Source organism: Sphaerisporangium sp. B11E5 (assembly GCF_039871875.1).
Classification (GTDB): Bacteria; Actinomycetota; Actinomycetes; order Streptosporangiales; family Streptosporangiaceae; genus Sphaerisporangium.
On record NZ_JBDPMD010000017.1, the window covers coordinates 99,936 to 116,089 of the forward strand.

A 16,154-nucleotide genomic window follows, 5' to 3' on the forward strand; every position below is an offset into this window, starting at 1 on the left:
AGAGCCACCCACAGGATTGACCGGGCGGTAAATAGGTAAGTTCAGCGCATGGAGTCTGCAAAGCACGCCGGCGACATCGCGGTCGCCGTCTCACGCGCCTACGGTGCCGAAGTCATGTTCACCCTCTCGGGCGGCCACGTCTTCCCGTTGTACGACGGGGCCGTCCACGAGGGCATGCGCATCGTCGACGTCCGGCACGAACAGAGCGCGGTGTTCGCCGCCGAGGCCACGGCGCGGCTCACCCGCCGTCCGGGCCTCGCCGTGCTCACCGCCGGGCCCGGCATCACCAACGGTGTCAGCGGCGTGACCACCGCCCACTTCAACGGCTCGCCGGTGGTCGTGCTCGGCGGCCGGGCGCCGCGCTCCCGCTGGGGGTCGGGCGCGCTGCAGGAGATGGACCACCCGCCGCTGTTCGAGAGCATCACCAAGCTCGCGTTCACCGCCGGCGGCGCCGACTCGATCGGGCAGGACGTCGAGTCGGCGTTCCGCACCGCCATCTCCCCGCACCGCGGCCCGGTCTTCCTCGACTTCTACATGGACGACCTGTTCGCGCCGTCCCCCACCCACGAGAGCGAGACGCTCACGCCGTCCCCGCTGGAGCCGGACGGCGACTCGCTGGCCGCCGTCGCGCGCCTCATCGCCGAGGCGGAGCGCCCGGTCCTGGTGCTCGGCTCCGACGTCTGGATGGACCGCGCCGAGGAGGCCGCGCGGGACTTCGCCGAGAGTTTCCGCCTGCCGGTCATCCCGAACGGCCAGGGCCGCGGCATCCTGCCCGCCGGGCACGAGCTGCTCGTCACCCGGGCCCGCGGCGCCGCGTTCGCGCAGGCCGACCTGGTCATCGTGGCGGGTGCCCCGCTGGACTTCCGGCTCGGTTACGGCTTCTTCGGCGGCAAGGAGGGCGCGCCGCTCGCCAAGGTCGTCCACCTGGCCGACACGCCGTCGCAGCTCGCCACGCACATCGGCACCGCCGCCTCGGCCGCCGGGGACCTGTCCCTGCTGTTCTGGAGCCTCAGCACGGCCTGCGCCGAGGCCGGGGTGTCCCCCAAGGCGTACGAGCCGTGGTTGTCCACCCTGGCCGAGAAGGCCGCCGCCGCGATCGCCGGGGACGCCGAGCTGCTGGAGTCCGGCGCCGACCCGATCCACCCGATGCGGGTCTACGGCGAGCTGAACCGCCTGCTGGCCGAGGACGCCGTGGTGATCGGCGACGGCGGCGACTTCGTGTCGTACGCCGGCAAGTACATCGAGCCGCGCCGCCCGGGCTGCTGGCTGGACCCCGGCCCGTACGGCTGCCTCGGCACCGGCCTCGGGTACGCGATCGCCGCGCGCCTCGCCCGGCCGGAGTCCCAGGTGGTGCTGCTGCTCGGCGACGGCGCCGCGGGCTTCTCGCTGATGGACGTGGACACCCTGGTGCGGCACAAGCTGCCGGTCGTCATGGTGTGCGGCAACAACGGCATGTGGGGCCTGGAGAAGCACCCCATGCAGATGTTGTACGGCTACGACGTCGCGGCCGAGCTGCAGCCGCAGTGCCGGTACGACCAGGTGGTGACCGCGCTCGGCGGCGCCGGCGAGCTGGTCACCTCGCCCGAGGAGATCGGGCCCGCCCTGCGCCGCGCCTTCGACTCCGGTGTGCCGTACCTCGTCAACATCGCCACCGACCCGCAGATCGCCTACCCGCGCACCACCACGGGCATCTGACCGCGCGCCCCGCGACCCCCGGCCGGCGTCACCCGGTCGGGGTCGGGGTGGGCGTGGAGGGCTCGCTCTGGCCGGGGCAGGGAATGCCCTGCTCGACCACGATGCTGACGTAGCGATCGACCGCCCACGAGGTGCCGGGGGCGGGGTTCTGGTCGAGCACGCGGGTGCAGCCCTCGTCGCTCGGCTCGCCGCTGATGTCCACCTTGACCTTGAACCCGGCGGCGCGCAGGCGGGCGGTGGCGTTCACCTGCGTGAGGTTGATGACCGCCGGCACGACCTTCTTGGCCGCGGGCTCCTTGGTGGGGCTGGGGGACGCCGTGGGGGTCCTGCTGGGACCCGGCGTCGGCGTCTTCGCCGTGGGGGTGGGCGTGGAATCGGTCTCCGTCGGCTCGGCCGCGCGGGTCGGCGTGCGAGGGGTCGGCGAGACGCGGGGACGGCGCGCGGGGCGCGTGGTCGGCACCTGGCTCGCGGTGGGCTCCACGGTCGGCGTCGGGGTGGCGCCCGCGGCGGACGCCCCGGTGTTGGCGAGCTGGTTGAACACCACCGCGCCTCCGCCACCGAGCAGCGCGCCGACCGCGACGATGCCGATCACCAGGCCCATGCGGCCCCGCTTCGGCGCCGCGGCCCGGCGCCCGCGCCGCGGACCCGCCGGCGCGGGGGGCGCCGCGGGGTCCTGGGCGGAGACGGCCTGTGTGCCCTGGGTGGCGGCGGACAGGATGTACGGCGGCGGTGTGGCCGTGGTGGGCTGCCCGGGCTCGCCCTCCCGCCACGACAGGTGGGTGCCGGTCTCCGGGGAGGCCAGGTGGGGGTGCTGGCCGGTGGGCTGCGGCCCGGCGGGCACCATGCCGGTCAGGCCGGTCCCGGTGCCGCCGGTCCCTGCGGCGCCGCCCAGGCCCGGCCCGAGAGCGCCGGTCACGCCGGTGTCGGCCCGCATGGTGAGGCGGGCGGCGGTGCTCATCTCCGCGGCGCTGCGCCAGCGCCGCGCCGGGTCCTTGGCGAGGGCGCGCTCCACCAGGTGGCGCACCGGCGGCGGCACGTCGGGGGGAAGCGGCGGCGGGTCCTCGCGTATGTGCTTCAGCGCGATGGTGACCGGGGTGTCGCCGTCGAACGGGCGGCGGCCCGCCAGGCACTCGTACGCGACCACGCCGAGGGCGTAGATGTCGACGGCCGGGGTGACCGGCTGCCCCTCGGCCTGCTCGGGCGCGCAGTAGGCCGCGGTGCCGAGCACCATGCCGGCGTCGGTGAGCCGGTGGCCGATCTCGGCGCGGGCGATGCCGAAGTCGGTGAGCACGAGCGTGCCGTCCGGCCGGACCAGCAGGTTGCCGGGCTTCACGTCGCGGTGCACGATGCCCCCGTCGTGCACGGCCTGGAGCGCGGAGGCGGCCTGCGCGATGAGCTCCACGGCGGGCTCGGGCGCGATGCGGCCGAGCCTGGCCAGCAAGCGGTCCAGCGGTTCGCCGTCCACGAAACGCATCACGAGGTAAGCGGTCGGGCCGGCCCCCGGCACGTCGCTCACACCGTAGTCGTACACGTCGACGACACCCGGGTGGTTGATCGTCGCCATGGCGCGGGCCTCCCCCTGGAAGCGCGCGGCGAAGCCCGGGTCGTCACTCCGCCCTGGTAAGAGCACTTTGACGGCGACGGTGCGTGCCAGCACGATGTCCTCACCGCGCCACACCTCGCCCATGCCGCCGGCGCCGATGCGGACGTCCAATCGGTACCGCCCCGCCAGCGTGGTCCCTTGGGCCACCATGTCTCCCCCGCTTACCCCAATCCGTTCAACCAGATGACGCCCCAGAGTTCTCCAACAAAGCGGATTAGTGTCGCGACGAGGTCACGCCACCATCACAAAACCCTGTGGTCACTGGGTTCACATGGGCTGCTCAGCTCGCCGTCGTGCCATGTTCGGCACAGCGGGCGGACCAGCCCTGGGGGGTCACCTGCACGACGAGCCGGCGCCGGCACGCCGGGCAGTAGCGAGGTGGCTCCATGAGCCGCGCCGTGCGGCACGCGGAATGCTCACCGTCGTCATGACGGCGCCCGCAGTGGTCGCAGAAGGGGCTCACGCCAGAAGCGTATTGCATGGCTCCCCACCGGCGCCGACAACCGGTGAAGCCGGGGCGAGCCGGACGAGCCGTCGATCATCAGGGCATCCAATAAGGTGACGTGCATGACGATCGCCGCCGGGCTGCGCGCCGAGCTCCTCATCATGGTCGAGCGGGAGGACACCGCGATCAGGCTGGGCAGCGGCGACGTCCCCGTGCTCGGCACGCCCCGGCTGCTGGCCTTCGCCGAGGCCGCCACCGTGCGCGCCGTGCAGAGCCACCTTCCCGAGGGAAGCACCTCGGTGGGGACCAAGGTCACCCTGGAGCACCGCGCGGCCAGCCCGATCGGCACCCACGTCGAGGTGGTGGCCGAGCTGGTGGAGGTGGACGGCAGGCGCCTGGTCTTCGAGGTCACCGCGCGGGACCGTGAGCGAACCGTGGCCACGGCCGTCATCGAGCGGGTGGTCGTGGACCGCGAGCGCTTCCTCGGCGGCCTCACCCGCTGAACGCGGCGCCACCCGGCCGGAGCGGGCAGCCGGGCGAGCCCGCCGGCGCCGCCGGCCGGCCAGGCGAGCCGCACACGCGGAGCCGGTCACTCGATGACGGCGATCAGGTCGCCTTCCTGGATCACATCGCCTTCGGACACCTTCAGCGCGGTCACCACACCGGGGTCCTCGGCGACCACGGGGATCTCCATCTTCATGGACTCCAAGATGACCAAGGTGTCGCCCTCTTCAACGGCATCCCCCTCGGCGACCACGACCTTCCAGACATTGGCCACCAGCTCCGCGCGTACCTCCGCCACGGCTACTCCCCTCTATGAATGATCAAGAATTGTCGGCGAACCGGAACTGTGCCGGAACGACCCGGCGCGCTCCACACGCGCCGGGCCGACCGGGTCATGCGCGCATCCGGCTCACCAGTCCGGTGTCGTAGTCACCGGTGACGAACTCCGGATGCTCGAGCAGCTCCGCGCAGAACGGCAGATTGTTCTTGGGCCCTTCGACACGGAACGACGCCACGGCGGCACGGGCCCTGGCAAGCGCCTGCCCACGATCGGCGCCGTGTACGCACAGCTTCGCCAGCAGGGGGTCGTAGAACGCCGTGACGGTGTTGCCCACGGTGTAGCCGGAGTCGACGCGCACGCCGGGGCCGGTGGGCTCCTCCCACACGTCGATCTTGCCGGGGCCGGGCAGGAAGCGCTTCGGGTCCTCGGCGTACACGCGCAGCTCGATGGCGTGCCCGCGCGGCCCGGCGTCCGGGGAGAACGTCACCGGCTCACCGGCCGCGACGAGAAGCTGCTGCTCCACCAGGTCGACGCCGGTCACCAGCTCGGTCACCGGATGCTCCACCTGGAGGCGGGTGTTCATCTCCAGGAAGACGAAGTCGTCGCGCTCCACGTCCACCAGGCACTCCACCGTGCCCGCGCCGCGGTACGCCACGGCCTCGCCCGCGCGGACGGCCGCGGCCAGCATGCGGGCGCGCAGGGCGGGGCTCACGCCGGGCGAGGGCGACTCCTCGGCGACCTTCTGGTGGCGGCGCTGCACCGAGCAGTCCCGCTCGCCGAGAGCGGCCACCGTGCCGTCGGCCAGGCCGAGGATCTGCACCTCGACGTGCCTGGCGCGGGCGATGTAGCGCTCAAGCAGGACGGACGGGGTGCCGCCGAAGCGCGCCGCCGCTCGTGCGGCCGAATCGAAGGCCCGGCGCAGGCCGTCCTCGTCGTGCGCGACACCCATGCCGATGCCGCCGCCGCCCGCCGCGGCCTTCACCATGACGGGGTAGCCGATCTCGGCCGCGGCCACCAGGGCCCGGTCCACGTCCGTGACCGGCTCCCGGGTGCCGGCGGCGACCGGCACCCCGGCCCGCTCCATGAGGTTCCGTGCGTTGATCTTGTCGCCCATGCGCTCCATGGCGTCCGGGGACGGGCCGATCCACACCAGGCCGGCCTCGGTGACGGCGCGGGCGAAGGCGGGGTTCTCCGCCAGGAAGCCGTACCCCGGGTGCACGGCCTCGGCGCCGGTGGCGCGGCAGGCCTCGATCACGCGGGCGATGTCGAGATAGCTCTGGGCGGGCGAGGCGGGCCCGAGCGCGAACGCGTCGTCGGCCTCGGCGACGAACGGCAGATCGGCGTCCGCGTCGGAGTGCACCGCGACGGCTCGCAGCCCCATGCCCCGCACCGTGCGGATCACCCGTCGGGCGATCTCCCCGCGATTGGCCACCAGAACACTTCCGAACACCGGCAGGCTCCCTTCGACGGCTCACCACCTTATGACCGCGACCGCACCCAGATCCCCCGGGGAAACCACCGAACCCCCGTGTCGCGTCTGTAGGAAGTCCACAATGCCAGCCACCGGCCTACGAATCTCTCCTGTATCCGCCAAGTAGCTCAAGTGGCGCTGAAGTCCCAGGTAAAGCCGCAGGTCCCCGGCCACGCACGTTACCACCGGCGCCACCGCCGCGGGTGTACGGATTACGGACTTCCGATATGCGGGCGGCCCGGCGCCGGCGGCGGGCTCCAGCGAGCCGCCAGTGGCCGGCGACAGCCGGCGGGCCGCCGGGGGGCGGCGCCAGATCCACGAACCGCCGGGGATCGGCGACAACCGGGGGCCGCCGGGACCGGCGGCGGCTCAGCGGGTCGGGCGGTCGACGACTCTGGCCATCGCCTCGACGACCGCGGGGTCGAACTCGCGGCGCGGGTCGAGGCGCAGGCGGTCGAGGGTGGCGGCGGCGCGGTCGCGGTCGGCGGAGCCGCCCATGAGGTCGTCGTAGGCGTTGGCGGCCTTGATGATGCGGCTGGCGAGCGGCGGCGGGTCGGTGGCGGTGGCGGGGTCGCACTGGCGGCGCACGATCTCGGCGACCCGGCCGAGCACGCCGGTCTTGCGGATGATCTCGGCGCCCAGCTCGGCGATGCTGCGGGCCTGCGCGGGGTCGGTGAGCACGGTCGCGCCGCCGGGGATCGGGTCGCGCAGCGAGAGCTGGCCGATGTCGTGCATCAGCGCGGCGTACTCCAGCTCCAGCAGCTCAGGCTCGGCCATGCCGAGCTCCCGCCCGATGGACAGGGCGAGGCGGCTGACCCGCAGCGAGTGCCCCGGCTCGACGTAGCCGCCGACCTCGGTGACCCGGGACAACGCCCGCACGGTCTGCAGGTAGGTGGCGCGGATGCCCGCGTACTTGCGGAACGCGACCTGGGTGACCAGCAGCGGCGCGGCGAACACCACCAGCGCCGCGAGGCTCATGCTGTGCGACGCCAGCGCGAGCAGGATGCCGGACGCGGCGACCGCGGCGCCGAGCGGCGCGGCCATGTTGATCTCGTCCCGCACCGCGACGCGGAACGCGGTGCGGACCTGCTCGGCGCGTAACAGCGCGGCGACGCAGACGTCCACCGCCAGCATGAGCGTGATGAGCAGCGCCATCACGCCGAGCACCACCCACCACGAGTCGTGGTTCGGGCCGGTGGTGGCGAACAGGTCGCCGGCCAGCGGGCGGTACGCGAACGCCAGCAGCGCGCCGCACAGCAGGCGCCGGGCGATGGCGTCGAGGTACGGCGGCCGGCCCACCGCCAGGTGGGGCAAGGCTCCCACCGCCATGCCCGCCGCCATGACCGCGACCACCTGGAGCGCCGAGTGCAGCGCCGGACGGCCGCCGACGTCGAGCAGCAGGGTGTACCCGAGCGCCGCCGCGGCGCCGATGGGCGCGACCTCGCGGTTGCCCGGCATGGTCAGGCGGGCCAGCTCCCCCGCCGCGACCAGCGCGCCGAACGCCACGGCGTTCTCGTAGTCGAGCAGGCCGGTCGTCGCGGTGTGCGCGACCCCGGCCACGGTGACCAGCCCGGCGGCGCAGATCAGCAACAGCCGTCCGGAATCCACTCTGTGGAAGGGCCGCTCGGCCGTGGTCACCGCTCCGACACCACTTCGATGGGCGCCGTCGGGTCGTCGTGGTCCTTGGCCACGGGCTCCACCACCTCGCCCGCCTGCGCGAGGGTCACCCGCCCTGGGGGGTCCCAGCCGCGGCGGTCCACCGCCCGGATGAACGCGGTCACCATCTCGGGGTCGAACTGCGTGCCCGCGCCCTTGCGCAGCTCGGTCAGCGCCTCCTCGATGGACTTGGCCTTGCGGTAGGACCGGTCGGAGGTCATCGAGTCGAAGGCGTCGGCCACCGCGATCACGCGGGCGAACTCCGGGATCTCGGCACCCGCGAGGCCCATGGGGTACCCACGGCCGTCCTGCCGCTCGTGGTGGTGCATGATGCCGGCGAACGCCTCGTCGAGGAAGTCGATGCCCCGCACGATCTCGAGGCCGCGCATCGGGTGGAGCTGGATCGCGGCGTACTCCTCCTCGGTGAGGCTGCCTTCCTTCTGCAGCACCTTGGTGGGGACGCCGAGCTTGCCGACGTCGTGCAGCATGCCGGCGTAGCCGATGGCGCGGGTGCGCTCGGAGCCCATGCCGATCTCCTGCGCGATCATCGTGGCGGCGCTCGACACCCGGGTGCAGTGGCCGCGGGTGTAGAAGTCCTTGGTCTCGACCGCCTGGCACAGGGCCGCGATGGTGGCGTCGTAGGAGCGCTGCTGCGCGCGGTACTGCCCGAAGGTCCACCGGGCGATGAACAGCGGCAGCAGGACCAGCACCGCGGAGATGGACTGCACGGTGGCCCACAGGCCGACGATCAGCAGGCCGAACGTGGCGTAGCCGAGGTAGGAGCCGAGGAGCTGGGCGAGGCCGCGCAGCGGCAGCAGATCGTCCAGGCGCAGGTGCCCGGCCAGCGAGAGCATCGCCCCGAACAGCAGGACGTTCAGCACCACGAAGACCCCCGCCGCGACCATGAACGGCACGATCAGCGCGGCGAACCTGTCGACGGGCGGGACGTGCTGCGGCCCGCCGAGCATCGCGTACACCTGGCCGGCGGCGTAGCCGCACAAGGCGAACTGCGCGCCGTTGAACAGGCGTTTGTGCAGGGGTAAGCCCGGCCGCACGCTCAGCACCGCCGTGGCGCCGACGATGGCGGCGCCCACGTCGCCGACCAGCACCACCGCGGCGAGGGCCGCAGAGAAGCTGACCGACATGGCGGCCCCCTCGACGTTGAGCAGAGTGGGGACCGACTCACAGACCAGGAACAGGAGCGCCAGGACCAGCAGGGTGGGCCACTCGCGTCCGGCGAACCCGTCGGACATGAGCAGGCCCCGCCCCATCATCGCCACGGCGGCTGCCACGAGTGCCGTGAGGTACACCCTCGCCGGCCACGGGAGATCACGCATCGCCGCCACCTCCGGCCGTCACGGGTACGCGCTCAGGTCCAGGAGATCCCCATGGGCACGCCACCCGTGCCGGTGACGACAGCCGCCGCACTGAGGACGACCATGAGAACGATCACGCCCCAGGTACGCCCGGCACCGCCGGCCACCATGGCCGTCAACATGCGTGTGGCCAGTGCCTTCACCATGTTCCGCCTCCCCATCGAGTCCGGGTTCAGGCTACAGAAACCAGGGTGGGGCGTACGGGAAGTCGAAGAATCGCATCCAAAGCGTAATCAAACCACTACCCCCAGCTAACCTGATCTGGCCCATTCGACGGTGGCCTTCAGGCCGGTGACCAGATCGGTGCGCGGACGCCACCCGAGGGCGTCCAGCGCGGGGGCGGGGTCGACGGCCATGGCGGGCAGGTCGCCGAGGCGCGCGGGCGCGAGGCGCGGCTCGTCGGGCGCGCCCGAGGCGGCGGCGACCAGGGTGTGCAACTCGCGGTCGGTGGTGCTCACGCCCGTACCGAGGTTGAGCCTGCGTCCGTCGCCCTGGGGGCCGCAGGCGCGGGCGAAGCCGTCCACCACGTCGTCCACGTAGACGTAGTCGCGGGTCTGCGAGCCGTCGCCGAACACCACGGTCGGGGCACCGCGCAGCAGGGCGTCGGTGAAGATGGACACGACCCCGGCCTCGCCGTCCGGCGACTGGCGGGGGCCGTACACGTTGGACAGCACCAGCGTGGTGTACTCCAGGCCGTGCAGCGCGCGGTACATGGCCAGATAGGTCTCGCCGGCGAGCTTGGACGCCGCGTACGGCGAGCGCGGGTCGGTCGCGGCGCCGCCCGGCACCGGGATCACCTCGGGCCTGCCGTACACCGCGACCGAGGAGGCGAACACGACCTTCCTGCTGCCCGCGGCCCGCGCCGCCTCCAGGACGTTCACCGTGCCCTCTACGTTGATCCGCGCGTCGCGCACGGGGTCGGCGACGCTGGCCCGCACGCTGATCTGGGCGGCCAGGTGGCAGACGACCTCGGGGCGCCGGTCCGCGGCGAGCTCGTGAAGGGCGGGGTCGCGGACGTCGAGCTGGTGCAGCGTGAACCGGGGGCTGCGGGCGGCGCCCGCGAGGTTGCCGCGGTCACCCGAGGACAGGTCGTCCACGACGGCGACCTCGTGGCCGTCGGCCAGGAGGCGGTCGACGAGAGTGGATCCGATGAAGCCGGCGCCGCCGGTTACGAGTACCCGCATCCCGGCATCTTAGGAGATCAGACGCCTAGTCGGCCTCGGCGAGCTCCGACCGGACCGCCGCGATGCGCTTGAGCACCTTGGCCCGGAGGTCCTCAGGGACGGTGTCGCAGCCGCAGTGTTTGGCCACGAGCTGTTTCACGACCGTTTCCAAGCCGTATTCCTCCAGGCAGGGACCGCATTCGTCCAGGTGCTGCCGGATGTCGGAACGCCTGCTCTCGTCGAGCTCGCCGTCCAGGAAGGTGTAGACCCGGTCGAGCACTTCCCTGCAGTCGGTGTCGTGCGGCTCACCACAACTCATGCCCAACACCTCACCATGGCGCCCGCGCCGCCGTTGGCCGTTCCGCCCTCGCCGATCAAGTTCATGCCGCCGGGCGCCCTCACGACGCGTCCTCCGATCGCACGAGCCCGCGTTCGCGCGCGTAATCCTCCAGCTGGGTCCGCAACTGGCGCCGTCCCCGGTGGAGGCGGGACATCACGGTACCGATGGGGGTGCCCATGATGTCGGCGATCTCCTTGTAGGGGAAACCCTCGACATCGGCGAGATAGACCGCGATCCGGAACTCCTCGGGCAGCGCCGCGAGCGCGTCCTTGATGTCGCTGTCGGGCAGGTGCTCGAGTGCCTCGATCTCGGCGGACTTCAGGCCGCCCGACGTGTGCGACTCGGCGCGGGCGAGCTGCCAGTCCTCGATCTCCTCGGTGCCCGACTGCTTCGGCTCGCGCTGCTTCTTGCGGTAGCTGTTGATGAAGGTGTTGGTGAGGATGCGGTACAACCAGGCCTTCAGGTTCGTGCCCTGCTGGAACTGGTGGAACGAACCGAACGCCTTGGCGAAGGTGTCCTGAAGCAGGTCCTCCGCGTCGGCGGGATTCCTGGTCATCCGGAGCGCCGCGGAGTAGAGCTGGTCGAGATACGGCATAGCGTCGCGCTCGAACCGCTCGCTGCGCTGCTCCAGTGTCTCCTCGGCTGTCCTTGAGACCGGACCCACCCCCTTATGCGCGCCGTACACAGCCGAGAATACCGGCTGGTGCGTCACGACCCGATCGCCGACCTCGGCCATCAGCATGGGACGGAACCTCCTCGCGTGTTTACGCCCGTGTGCAACACGCGAGGCATAGCATCTGTTCCCGGTAACTAGAAGGTGACGAACGACCCGGTACGGGGAAAAAGATACGTACCGGCTGGTCCCCGGAGCCCCGACCGTCCAGGAGCCACGTGTGCTGCCCATCCCGGCCAACGAACTGAACGGCTCAGGCGCACTCGGGCCGTACTGGACCTTCTACCACGCCGTCGTGGCCGAGCAGCTACGCCGCTGGCTCCCCGATCGTCCCTGCCTGCTGCTGGACCTGTCCGGCGGGCGCGGCCACTGGCCGGTGCAGGCCGCCAAGGCCGGGCACCACGTGATCGAGGTGGTCGACTTCCGGCGGCCGCTCGACCCGCGGCTGCGCGACGTGTCCGACCGCATCCGCCGGGTGCGGGCCGACGACCTCGCCTTCCTGCCGGACGCCAGCGTGGACGCCGTGGTGGCCGAGGAGCGGGTGTTGTCGCTCGAGCTGATGGCCGAGTCGACCGTGCAGGACGTGGTGCGGGTGCTCAAGCCGGGAGGGCGGGTGCTCGCCTCGGTGGACTCGCTGGTGCTCGGCATGGCGATCATGGCGGAGCAGAACTACTGGGCGCACCTGTGCCAGACCAGCGAGGTCATGCTGGTGCCGTGGCCGGACGGCAGCATCACCCGCTGCTTCACCAGCACCCAGTTGCGCGAGCTGCTCGGCGACGCGGGCCTGGAGGTCGAGTGGGTGCGCCCGCGCACGGTGCTGTCGCCGTCCACCGTCGACCACGTGCTCGCCGCCGACGCCAAGGCCCTCGCCTGGCTGGTGCGCACCGAGCTGGAGGCCCACCCGGACGACGACGACACCGTCGGCATCCACCTGGTCGCGAGCGCACGCCGCCCGGGCTGAGGCACGCCGCGGGCCCGCGCCACCGTGCGGCGCGGGCCGGCGGATCGGCGGGGATCAGCGGCGGCGTTCCCGCACGGACTGGCACTGCACACAGCGGGCCGCCTCCGGGCGGGCGGCGAGACGGCCCTCGGGGACCGGCTTGCCGCAGTCCACGCAGCGGCCGTAGTCGCCGGAGTCCAGCCGCTTGAGTGCGGCGAGCACGGCTGTGCGCTGGCGGGTCGCCACGTCCAGCATGGCCCGCGCACGGTCGGCGTCGGTGAGATCGGAGCCCGCGTCGGCGAGGGACCGGTCGCCGGGGACGTCGGGGTCGCCCCGTAGCACCATGATCGACCGGTCGAGTTCGGCGAGCATGCTCTTCAATTGGGTACGAGCGGTCGCGTCGTCCACGAATCCGCACCTCCGGGAAGATCTGGACGCGGCCGTGCGCGGGATCCCCCGGAACTCCCGCCCGGCACTGGAGGAGTACTTCAGGCGGTGACCGTCAGTTCATGAGCCATCGCTCTTCTCACCGGATGCCCATTCGGCCGGTTACTTACACCGGTGTGAATAGGCCTTTTCTCCCTAGCCCCATTTTCCGCACATCGCCCTCGACGACCTGGACGCTCACTCACCGCACCGGATGGCACAGAGCACCCGAGCAGAGGCTTTCGGGCTCGTGCGGAAAACAGGCCTATCCCCCGCTGATCCGGAACAGCGACTCCTCCTCGCTCTCCGGCTCCAGGAGGTGCGGGCCGTTGTTGCGCACGTTGTTGACGTCACTGGACACCGGGTAGGCGGCCAGCCCGCGCTGCGCCGAGGAGTCGTCGAGCAGGGAGCGCACCCGGTCGAGGTCGGTGAGACCGGGGTCGAGCCAGTCCTCCCACTTGTCCGGGGTGATGATCATCGGCATGCGGTCGTGGATGCGCCCGAGCTGATCCTCGGCCGTGGTCGTGATGACCGTGCACGTGACCAGCCACTTGTCGGGGTCGTCGTCGGCGCGGGAGGGGTCCTTCCAGAACTCGTACAGCCCGGCCATCGCCATCACCGCGCCGTCGGCGGGGTGGATGAAGTACGGCTGCTTGGTCTTCTTGTCGATCTTGTACCACTCGTAGTAGCCGTCGGCGGGCAGCAGGCAGCGCCGCTGCGCGAACGCCCGGCGGTACGACGGCTTCTCGGCCAGCGTCTCGACCCGCGCGTTGATCATGCGAGAGCCCACGGAGGGGTCCTTGGCCCAGCTCGGCACGAGGCCCCACTTGAGCACCCGGAGCTGCCGGGTGGGCTCGGGCTTCTCCTTCTTGTCCTTGTTGTCCTTGTCCTTGTCGTCCTCATGGGGGCGGGTGAGCACGGCGTAGACCTTCTTGGTGGGCGCGACGTTGTAGTCCGCGGCGAGCTCCTCGGACGTGCCGTCGTACCCGATCTCGAACTCCTGCAGCAACTTCTCACGCTTGCGCGCGGAGGCGTATCTCCCACACATGTCCTCAGCCTGCCACCAATCCCCCTGTCATGGTTCATGGTCACCGGACCCGCGCACCCCTGCCCGGCGTGCGCCATCCCCTATGGGGCGGCCGGTCCCGGTAGGCTCGGAGCATGCCCGCTCCCTTGTGGCCGGCGCCCACGGCGCCGGGTCCCGTCCGCGCGACCGTGCGCCTGCCCGGGTCCAAGTCGATCACCAACAGGGCGCTGCTGCTCGCCGCCATCGCCGACGGCCCCGGCACGGTACGCGGCGCGCTGCGCAGCAGGGACGCCGACCTCATGGTGGCCGCGCTGCGCGCACTCGGCACCGAGCTGACCTCCACCGGCGGCGACGCCTCCGCGGCCGACTGGCACGTGACGCCCCGCCCCGTCCGCGGCGGTGCCGCCATCGACGCCGGCCTCGCCGGCACGGTCATGCGGTTCGTGCCCCCGGTCGCCGCGCTCGCCGCCGAGCCGGTCTCCTTCGACGGCGACCCGCAGGCGCGGGTGCGCCCGATGGGCCCCCTCCTTTCCGCGCTGCGCGCACTCGGCGCCCGGGTGGACGGCGACGCGCTGCCGTTCACGATCTCCGGGCCGGTGACCGGCGGCGAGGTCACCCTGGACGCCTCGGCGTCCTCCCAGCTCGTGTCCGGGCTCCTGCTCGCCGCCCCGCGCTTCACCAAGGGCGTGACCGTGCGCCACGACGGCCCGCCGGTGCCGTCCATGCCGCACATCGAGATGACCACGTCCATGCTCCGCGCCGCCGGCGTGAGCGTGGACGACGCCGAGCCGGACGTCTGGCGGGTCGAGCCGGGCACCGTCGGCGCCCGCGACATGACCGTCGAGCCCGACCTGTCGAACGCCGCGCCGTTCCTCGGGGCCGCCGCCATCACCGGCGGCGCCGTCACCGTGCCCGCCTGGCCCGAGCACACCACCCAGCCCGGGGACGCGCTGCGCGGCCTGCTGTCCCGCATGGGCGCCACCGTCACCCACGGCCCTGACGGCGGCCTCACGGTCACCGGCGGCACCCTGACCGGCATCGACGCCGACCTGCACGAGGTGGGGGAGCTGACCCCCTCGGTCGCGGCGCTCGCCGCCCTGGCGGACTCGCCGAGCAGGCTGCGCGGCGTCGCGCACCTGCGCGGGCACGAGACCGACCGGCTGGCCGCGCTGGCCACCGAGATCAACGGCCTCGGCGGCGACGTCACCGAGACCGAGGACGGCCTGGTCATCCGGCCGCGCCCGCTGCGGGGCGGCGTCTTCCGCAGCTACGCCGACCACCGCATGGCCACGGCCGGGGCCATGATCGGCCTCGCCGTCCCCGGGGTCCAGGTCGAGGACATCGCGACCACCGCGAAGACCCTGCCGGAGTTCGCCCGCATGTGGGCCGAGATGCTGGGGGAAGGCCGCTGAGACGACGGGAGTACGACGAGGAGGACGTCCGCGTCCGGCCGGGCAAGGGCTCCCGGCCGCGCACGCGGCGCCGTCCCGCGCACGAGGACGCTGTGCCCGCGGCCGTGGTGGCGGTGGACCGCGGCCGGTACACCTGCCTGGTCGGCACCGACCTCACCGGGCTGCCGCCTGACGGCGCCGGGCCGGTGGCCGTCACGGCGATGCGGGCCCGCGAGCTCGGCCGCAAGGGCATCGTCGTCGGCGACCGCGTGGGGCTCGTCGGCGACACCACGGGGCGGGCGGACACGCTGGCGCGCATCGTGCGGGTCGAGCCGCGCACGTCCATGCTGCGGCGCAGCGCCGACGACACCGACGAGGTGGAGCGCCCCATCGTCGCCAACGCCGACCAGCTCGTCATCGTCGCCGCCCTCGCCGACCCGCCGCCCCGCCCCCGCATGATCGATCGCATCCTGGTGGCCGCGTTCGACGCCGACATCGAGCCGCTGCTGTGCCTGACCAAGGCCGACCTCGCCCCGCCCGACGACATCATCGCCCGCTACGAGCCCCTCGGCGTGCCGCACCTCGTGGTGCGCAGGGGCGGCGACCTGTCCGAGCTGCGTGCCCGGCTGGACGGGCGGCTCAGCGTGCTGGTCGGCCACTCGGGGGTCGGCAAGTCCACGCTGGTCAACGCGCTGGTGCCGGACGCAGGACGGGCGGTGTCCCAGGTGAACGCGGTCACCGGGCGCGGCCGCCACACCTCCAGCTCGGCGGTGGCGCTCGAGCTGCCCGGCGGCGGCTGGATCATCGACACGCCGGGGGTGCGCAGCTTCGGCCTCGGCCACGTGGTGATCGACAACGTGCTGGCGGCGTTCCCCGACCTCGCCGAGGGCGCCGTCCACTGCCCGAAGGGCTGCACGCACCGCGGCGACGACTGCTCGCTGGACGAATGGGTCGCCAAGGGCAACGCCGCCCCGCTGCGGCTGGCCTCGCTGCGCCGCCTGCTGGCGAGCCGCGAGGGGGCCCCCGACGACGCCGGCGAGGCGGCCCCCGACGAGGTCGCGGAGAACGCCTAGCACGCCTCGTGGGGCATGCCCGCGGACACGCCGGGAAACGGCGGCGGCACGGACGGGTATGGGCGGGGGACTGCTGCGGACGAAGGCCGCA

At 72.7% G+C, this 16,154-nt stretch carries 16 protein-coding genes; 5 read left to right on the plus strand and 11 right to left on the minus strand.

Annotated features, from left to right (window positions below; genetic code table 11):
- Window positions 1-48 precede the first annotated feature (48 nt).
- Window positions 49-1,695, plus strand: coding sequence for an acetolactate synthase (locus ABGB17_RS17995; RefSeq protein WP_347630873.1), 1,647 nt, complete (start codon window positions 49-51; stop codon window positions 1,693-1,695).
- A 28-nt stretch (window positions 1,696-1,723) separates the two neighbouring features.
- Here ABGB17_RS17995 and ABGB17_RS18000 read toward each other — a convergent pair whose 3' ends face one another.
- Window positions 1,724-3,448, minus strand: coding sequence for a protein kinase (locus ABGB17_RS18000; protein ID WP_347630875.1), 1,725 nt, complete (start codon window positions 3,446-3,448; stop codon window positions 1,724-1,726).
- Between the two features lie 417 nt (window positions 3,449-3,865).
- Here ABGB17_RS18000 and ABGB17_RS18005 point away from each other — a divergent pair, with 417 nt between their 5' ends.
- A complete protein-coding gene (locus ABGB17_RS18005; RefSeq protein WP_347630877.1) occupies window positions 3,866-4,246 on the plus strand; it encodes a hotdog domain-containing protein in 381 nt (126 codons plus the stop codon).
- 86 nt (window positions 4,247-4,332) lie between these two features.
- Here the strand turns inward: ABGB17_RS18005 and ABGB17_RS18010 are convergent, their stop codons facing one another.
- The 8 genes from ABGB17_RS18010 to ABGB17_RS18045 form a co-directional block, all read right to left on the minus strand.
- Window positions 4,333-4,545, minus strand: coding sequence for a biotin/lipoyl-binding carrier protein (locus tag ABGB17_RS18010; protein WP_347630879.1), 213 nt, complete (start codon window positions 4,543-4,545; stop codon window positions 4,333-4,335).
- Between the two features lie 94 nt (window positions 4,546-4,639).
- Window positions 4,640-5,977 carry a biotin carboxylase N-terminal domain-containing protein gene (locus ABGB17_RS18015; RefSeq protein WP_347630881.1) on the minus strand — a complete coding sequence of 446 codons (1,338 nt, stop codon included), beginning with the start codon at window positions 5,975-5,977 and terminating at the stop codon, window positions 4,640-4,642.
- Window positions 5,978-6,367: 390 nt separating this feature from the next.
- On the minus strand, window positions 6,368-7,636 hold the full coding sequence (locus tag ABGB17_RS18020; protein ID WP_347630883.1) for an HD domain-containing phosphohydrolase: 1,269 nt from the start codon (window positions 7,634-7,636) through the stop codon (window positions 6,368-6,370).
- Complete coding sequence (locus ABGB17_RS18025; RefSeq protein ID WP_347630885.1) at window positions 7,633-8,991, minus strand: HD-GYP domain-containing protein; 1,359 nt, start codon at window positions 8,989-8,991, stop codon at window positions 7,633-7,635. The genes ABGB17_RS18020 and ABGB17_RS18025 overlap by 4 nt, the downstream gene beginning before the upstream one ends.
- A 32-nt stretch (window positions 8,992-9,023) precedes the next feature.
- Window positions 9,024-9,176: a hypothetical protein gene (locus ABGB17_RS18030; RefSeq protein ID WP_347630887.1), complete on the minus strand. Its 153-nt coding sequence runs from the start codon at window positions 9,174-9,176 to the stop codon at window positions 9,024-9,026.
- A 105-nt stretch (window positions 9,177-9,281) separates the two neighbouring features.
- Complete coding sequence (locus tag ABGB17_RS18035) at window positions 9,282-10,214, minus strand: NAD-dependent epimerase/dehydratase family protein (protein ID WP_347630889.1); 933 nt, start codon at window positions 10,212-10,214, stop codon at window positions 9,282-9,284.
- Window positions 10,215-10,239: 25 nt separating this feature from the next.
- Window positions 10,240-10,512 carry a mycothiol system anti-sigma-R factor gene (rsrA, locus tag ABGB17_RS18040; protein ID WP_347630891.1) on the minus strand — a complete coding sequence of 91 codons (273 nt, stop codon included), beginning with the start codon at window positions 10,510-10,512 and terminating at the stop codon, window positions 10,240-10,242.
- A 79-nt stretch (window positions 10,513-10,591) separates the two neighbouring features.
- Window positions 10,592-11,197, minus strand: coding sequence for a sigma-70 family RNA polymerase sigma factor (locus ABGB17_RS18045; RefSeq protein WP_347630925.1), 606 nt, complete (start codon window positions 11,195-11,197; stop codon window positions 10,592-10,594).
- Between the two features lie 229 nt (window positions 11,198-11,426).
- Between ABGB17_RS18045 and ABGB17_RS18050 the strand changes: the two genes are divergently transcribed.
- Window positions 11,427-12,167: a methyltransferase domain-containing protein gene (locus ABGB17_RS18050; protein ID WP_347630893.1), complete on the plus strand. Its 741-nt coding sequence runs from the start codon at window positions 11,427-11,429 to the stop codon at window positions 12,165-12,167.
- A gap of 54 nt (window positions 12,168-12,221) precedes the next feature.
- Here ABGB17_RS18050 and ABGB17_RS18055 read toward each other — a convergent pair whose 3' ends face one another.
- Both ABGB17_RS18055 and ABGB17_RS18060 read right to left on the minus strand, forming a co-directional pair.
- Window positions 12,222-12,554 carry a TraR/DksA family transcriptional regulator gene (locus ABGB17_RS18055; RefSeq protein ID WP_347630895.1) on the minus strand — a complete coding sequence of 111 codons (333 nt, stop codon included), beginning with the start codon at window positions 12,552-12,554 and terminating at the stop codon, window positions 12,222-12,224.
- A 283-nt stretch (window positions 12,555-12,837) separates the two neighbouring features.
- The gene (locus ABGB17_RS18060; protein ID WP_347630897.1) at window positions 12,838-13,620 is read right to left on the minus strand and encodes an SOS response-associated peptidase; all 783 of its coding nucleotides are present in this window, start codon (window positions 13,618-13,620) and stop codon (window positions 12,838-12,840) included.
- Between the two features lie 113 nt (window positions 13,621-13,733).
- Between ABGB17_RS18060 and aroA the strand changes: the two genes are divergently transcribed.
- Window positions 13,734-15,011 (plus strand): 3-phosphoshikimate 1-carboxyvinyltransferase, encoded by a 1,278-nt coding sequence (aroA, locus tag ABGB17_RS18065; protein ID WP_347630899.1) that lies wholly within the window; start codon window positions 13,734-13,736, stop codon window positions 15,009-15,011.
- Entirely contained in the window at window positions 14,981-16,063 is a 1,083-nt protein-coding gene (gene rsgA / locus ABGB17_RS18070; RefSeq protein WP_347630901.1) for a ribosome small subunit-dependent GTPase A, read from the plus strand. Before aroA ends, rsgA begins: the two co-directional genes overlap by 31 nt.
- Window positions 16,064-16,154 lie beyond the last annotated feature (91 nt).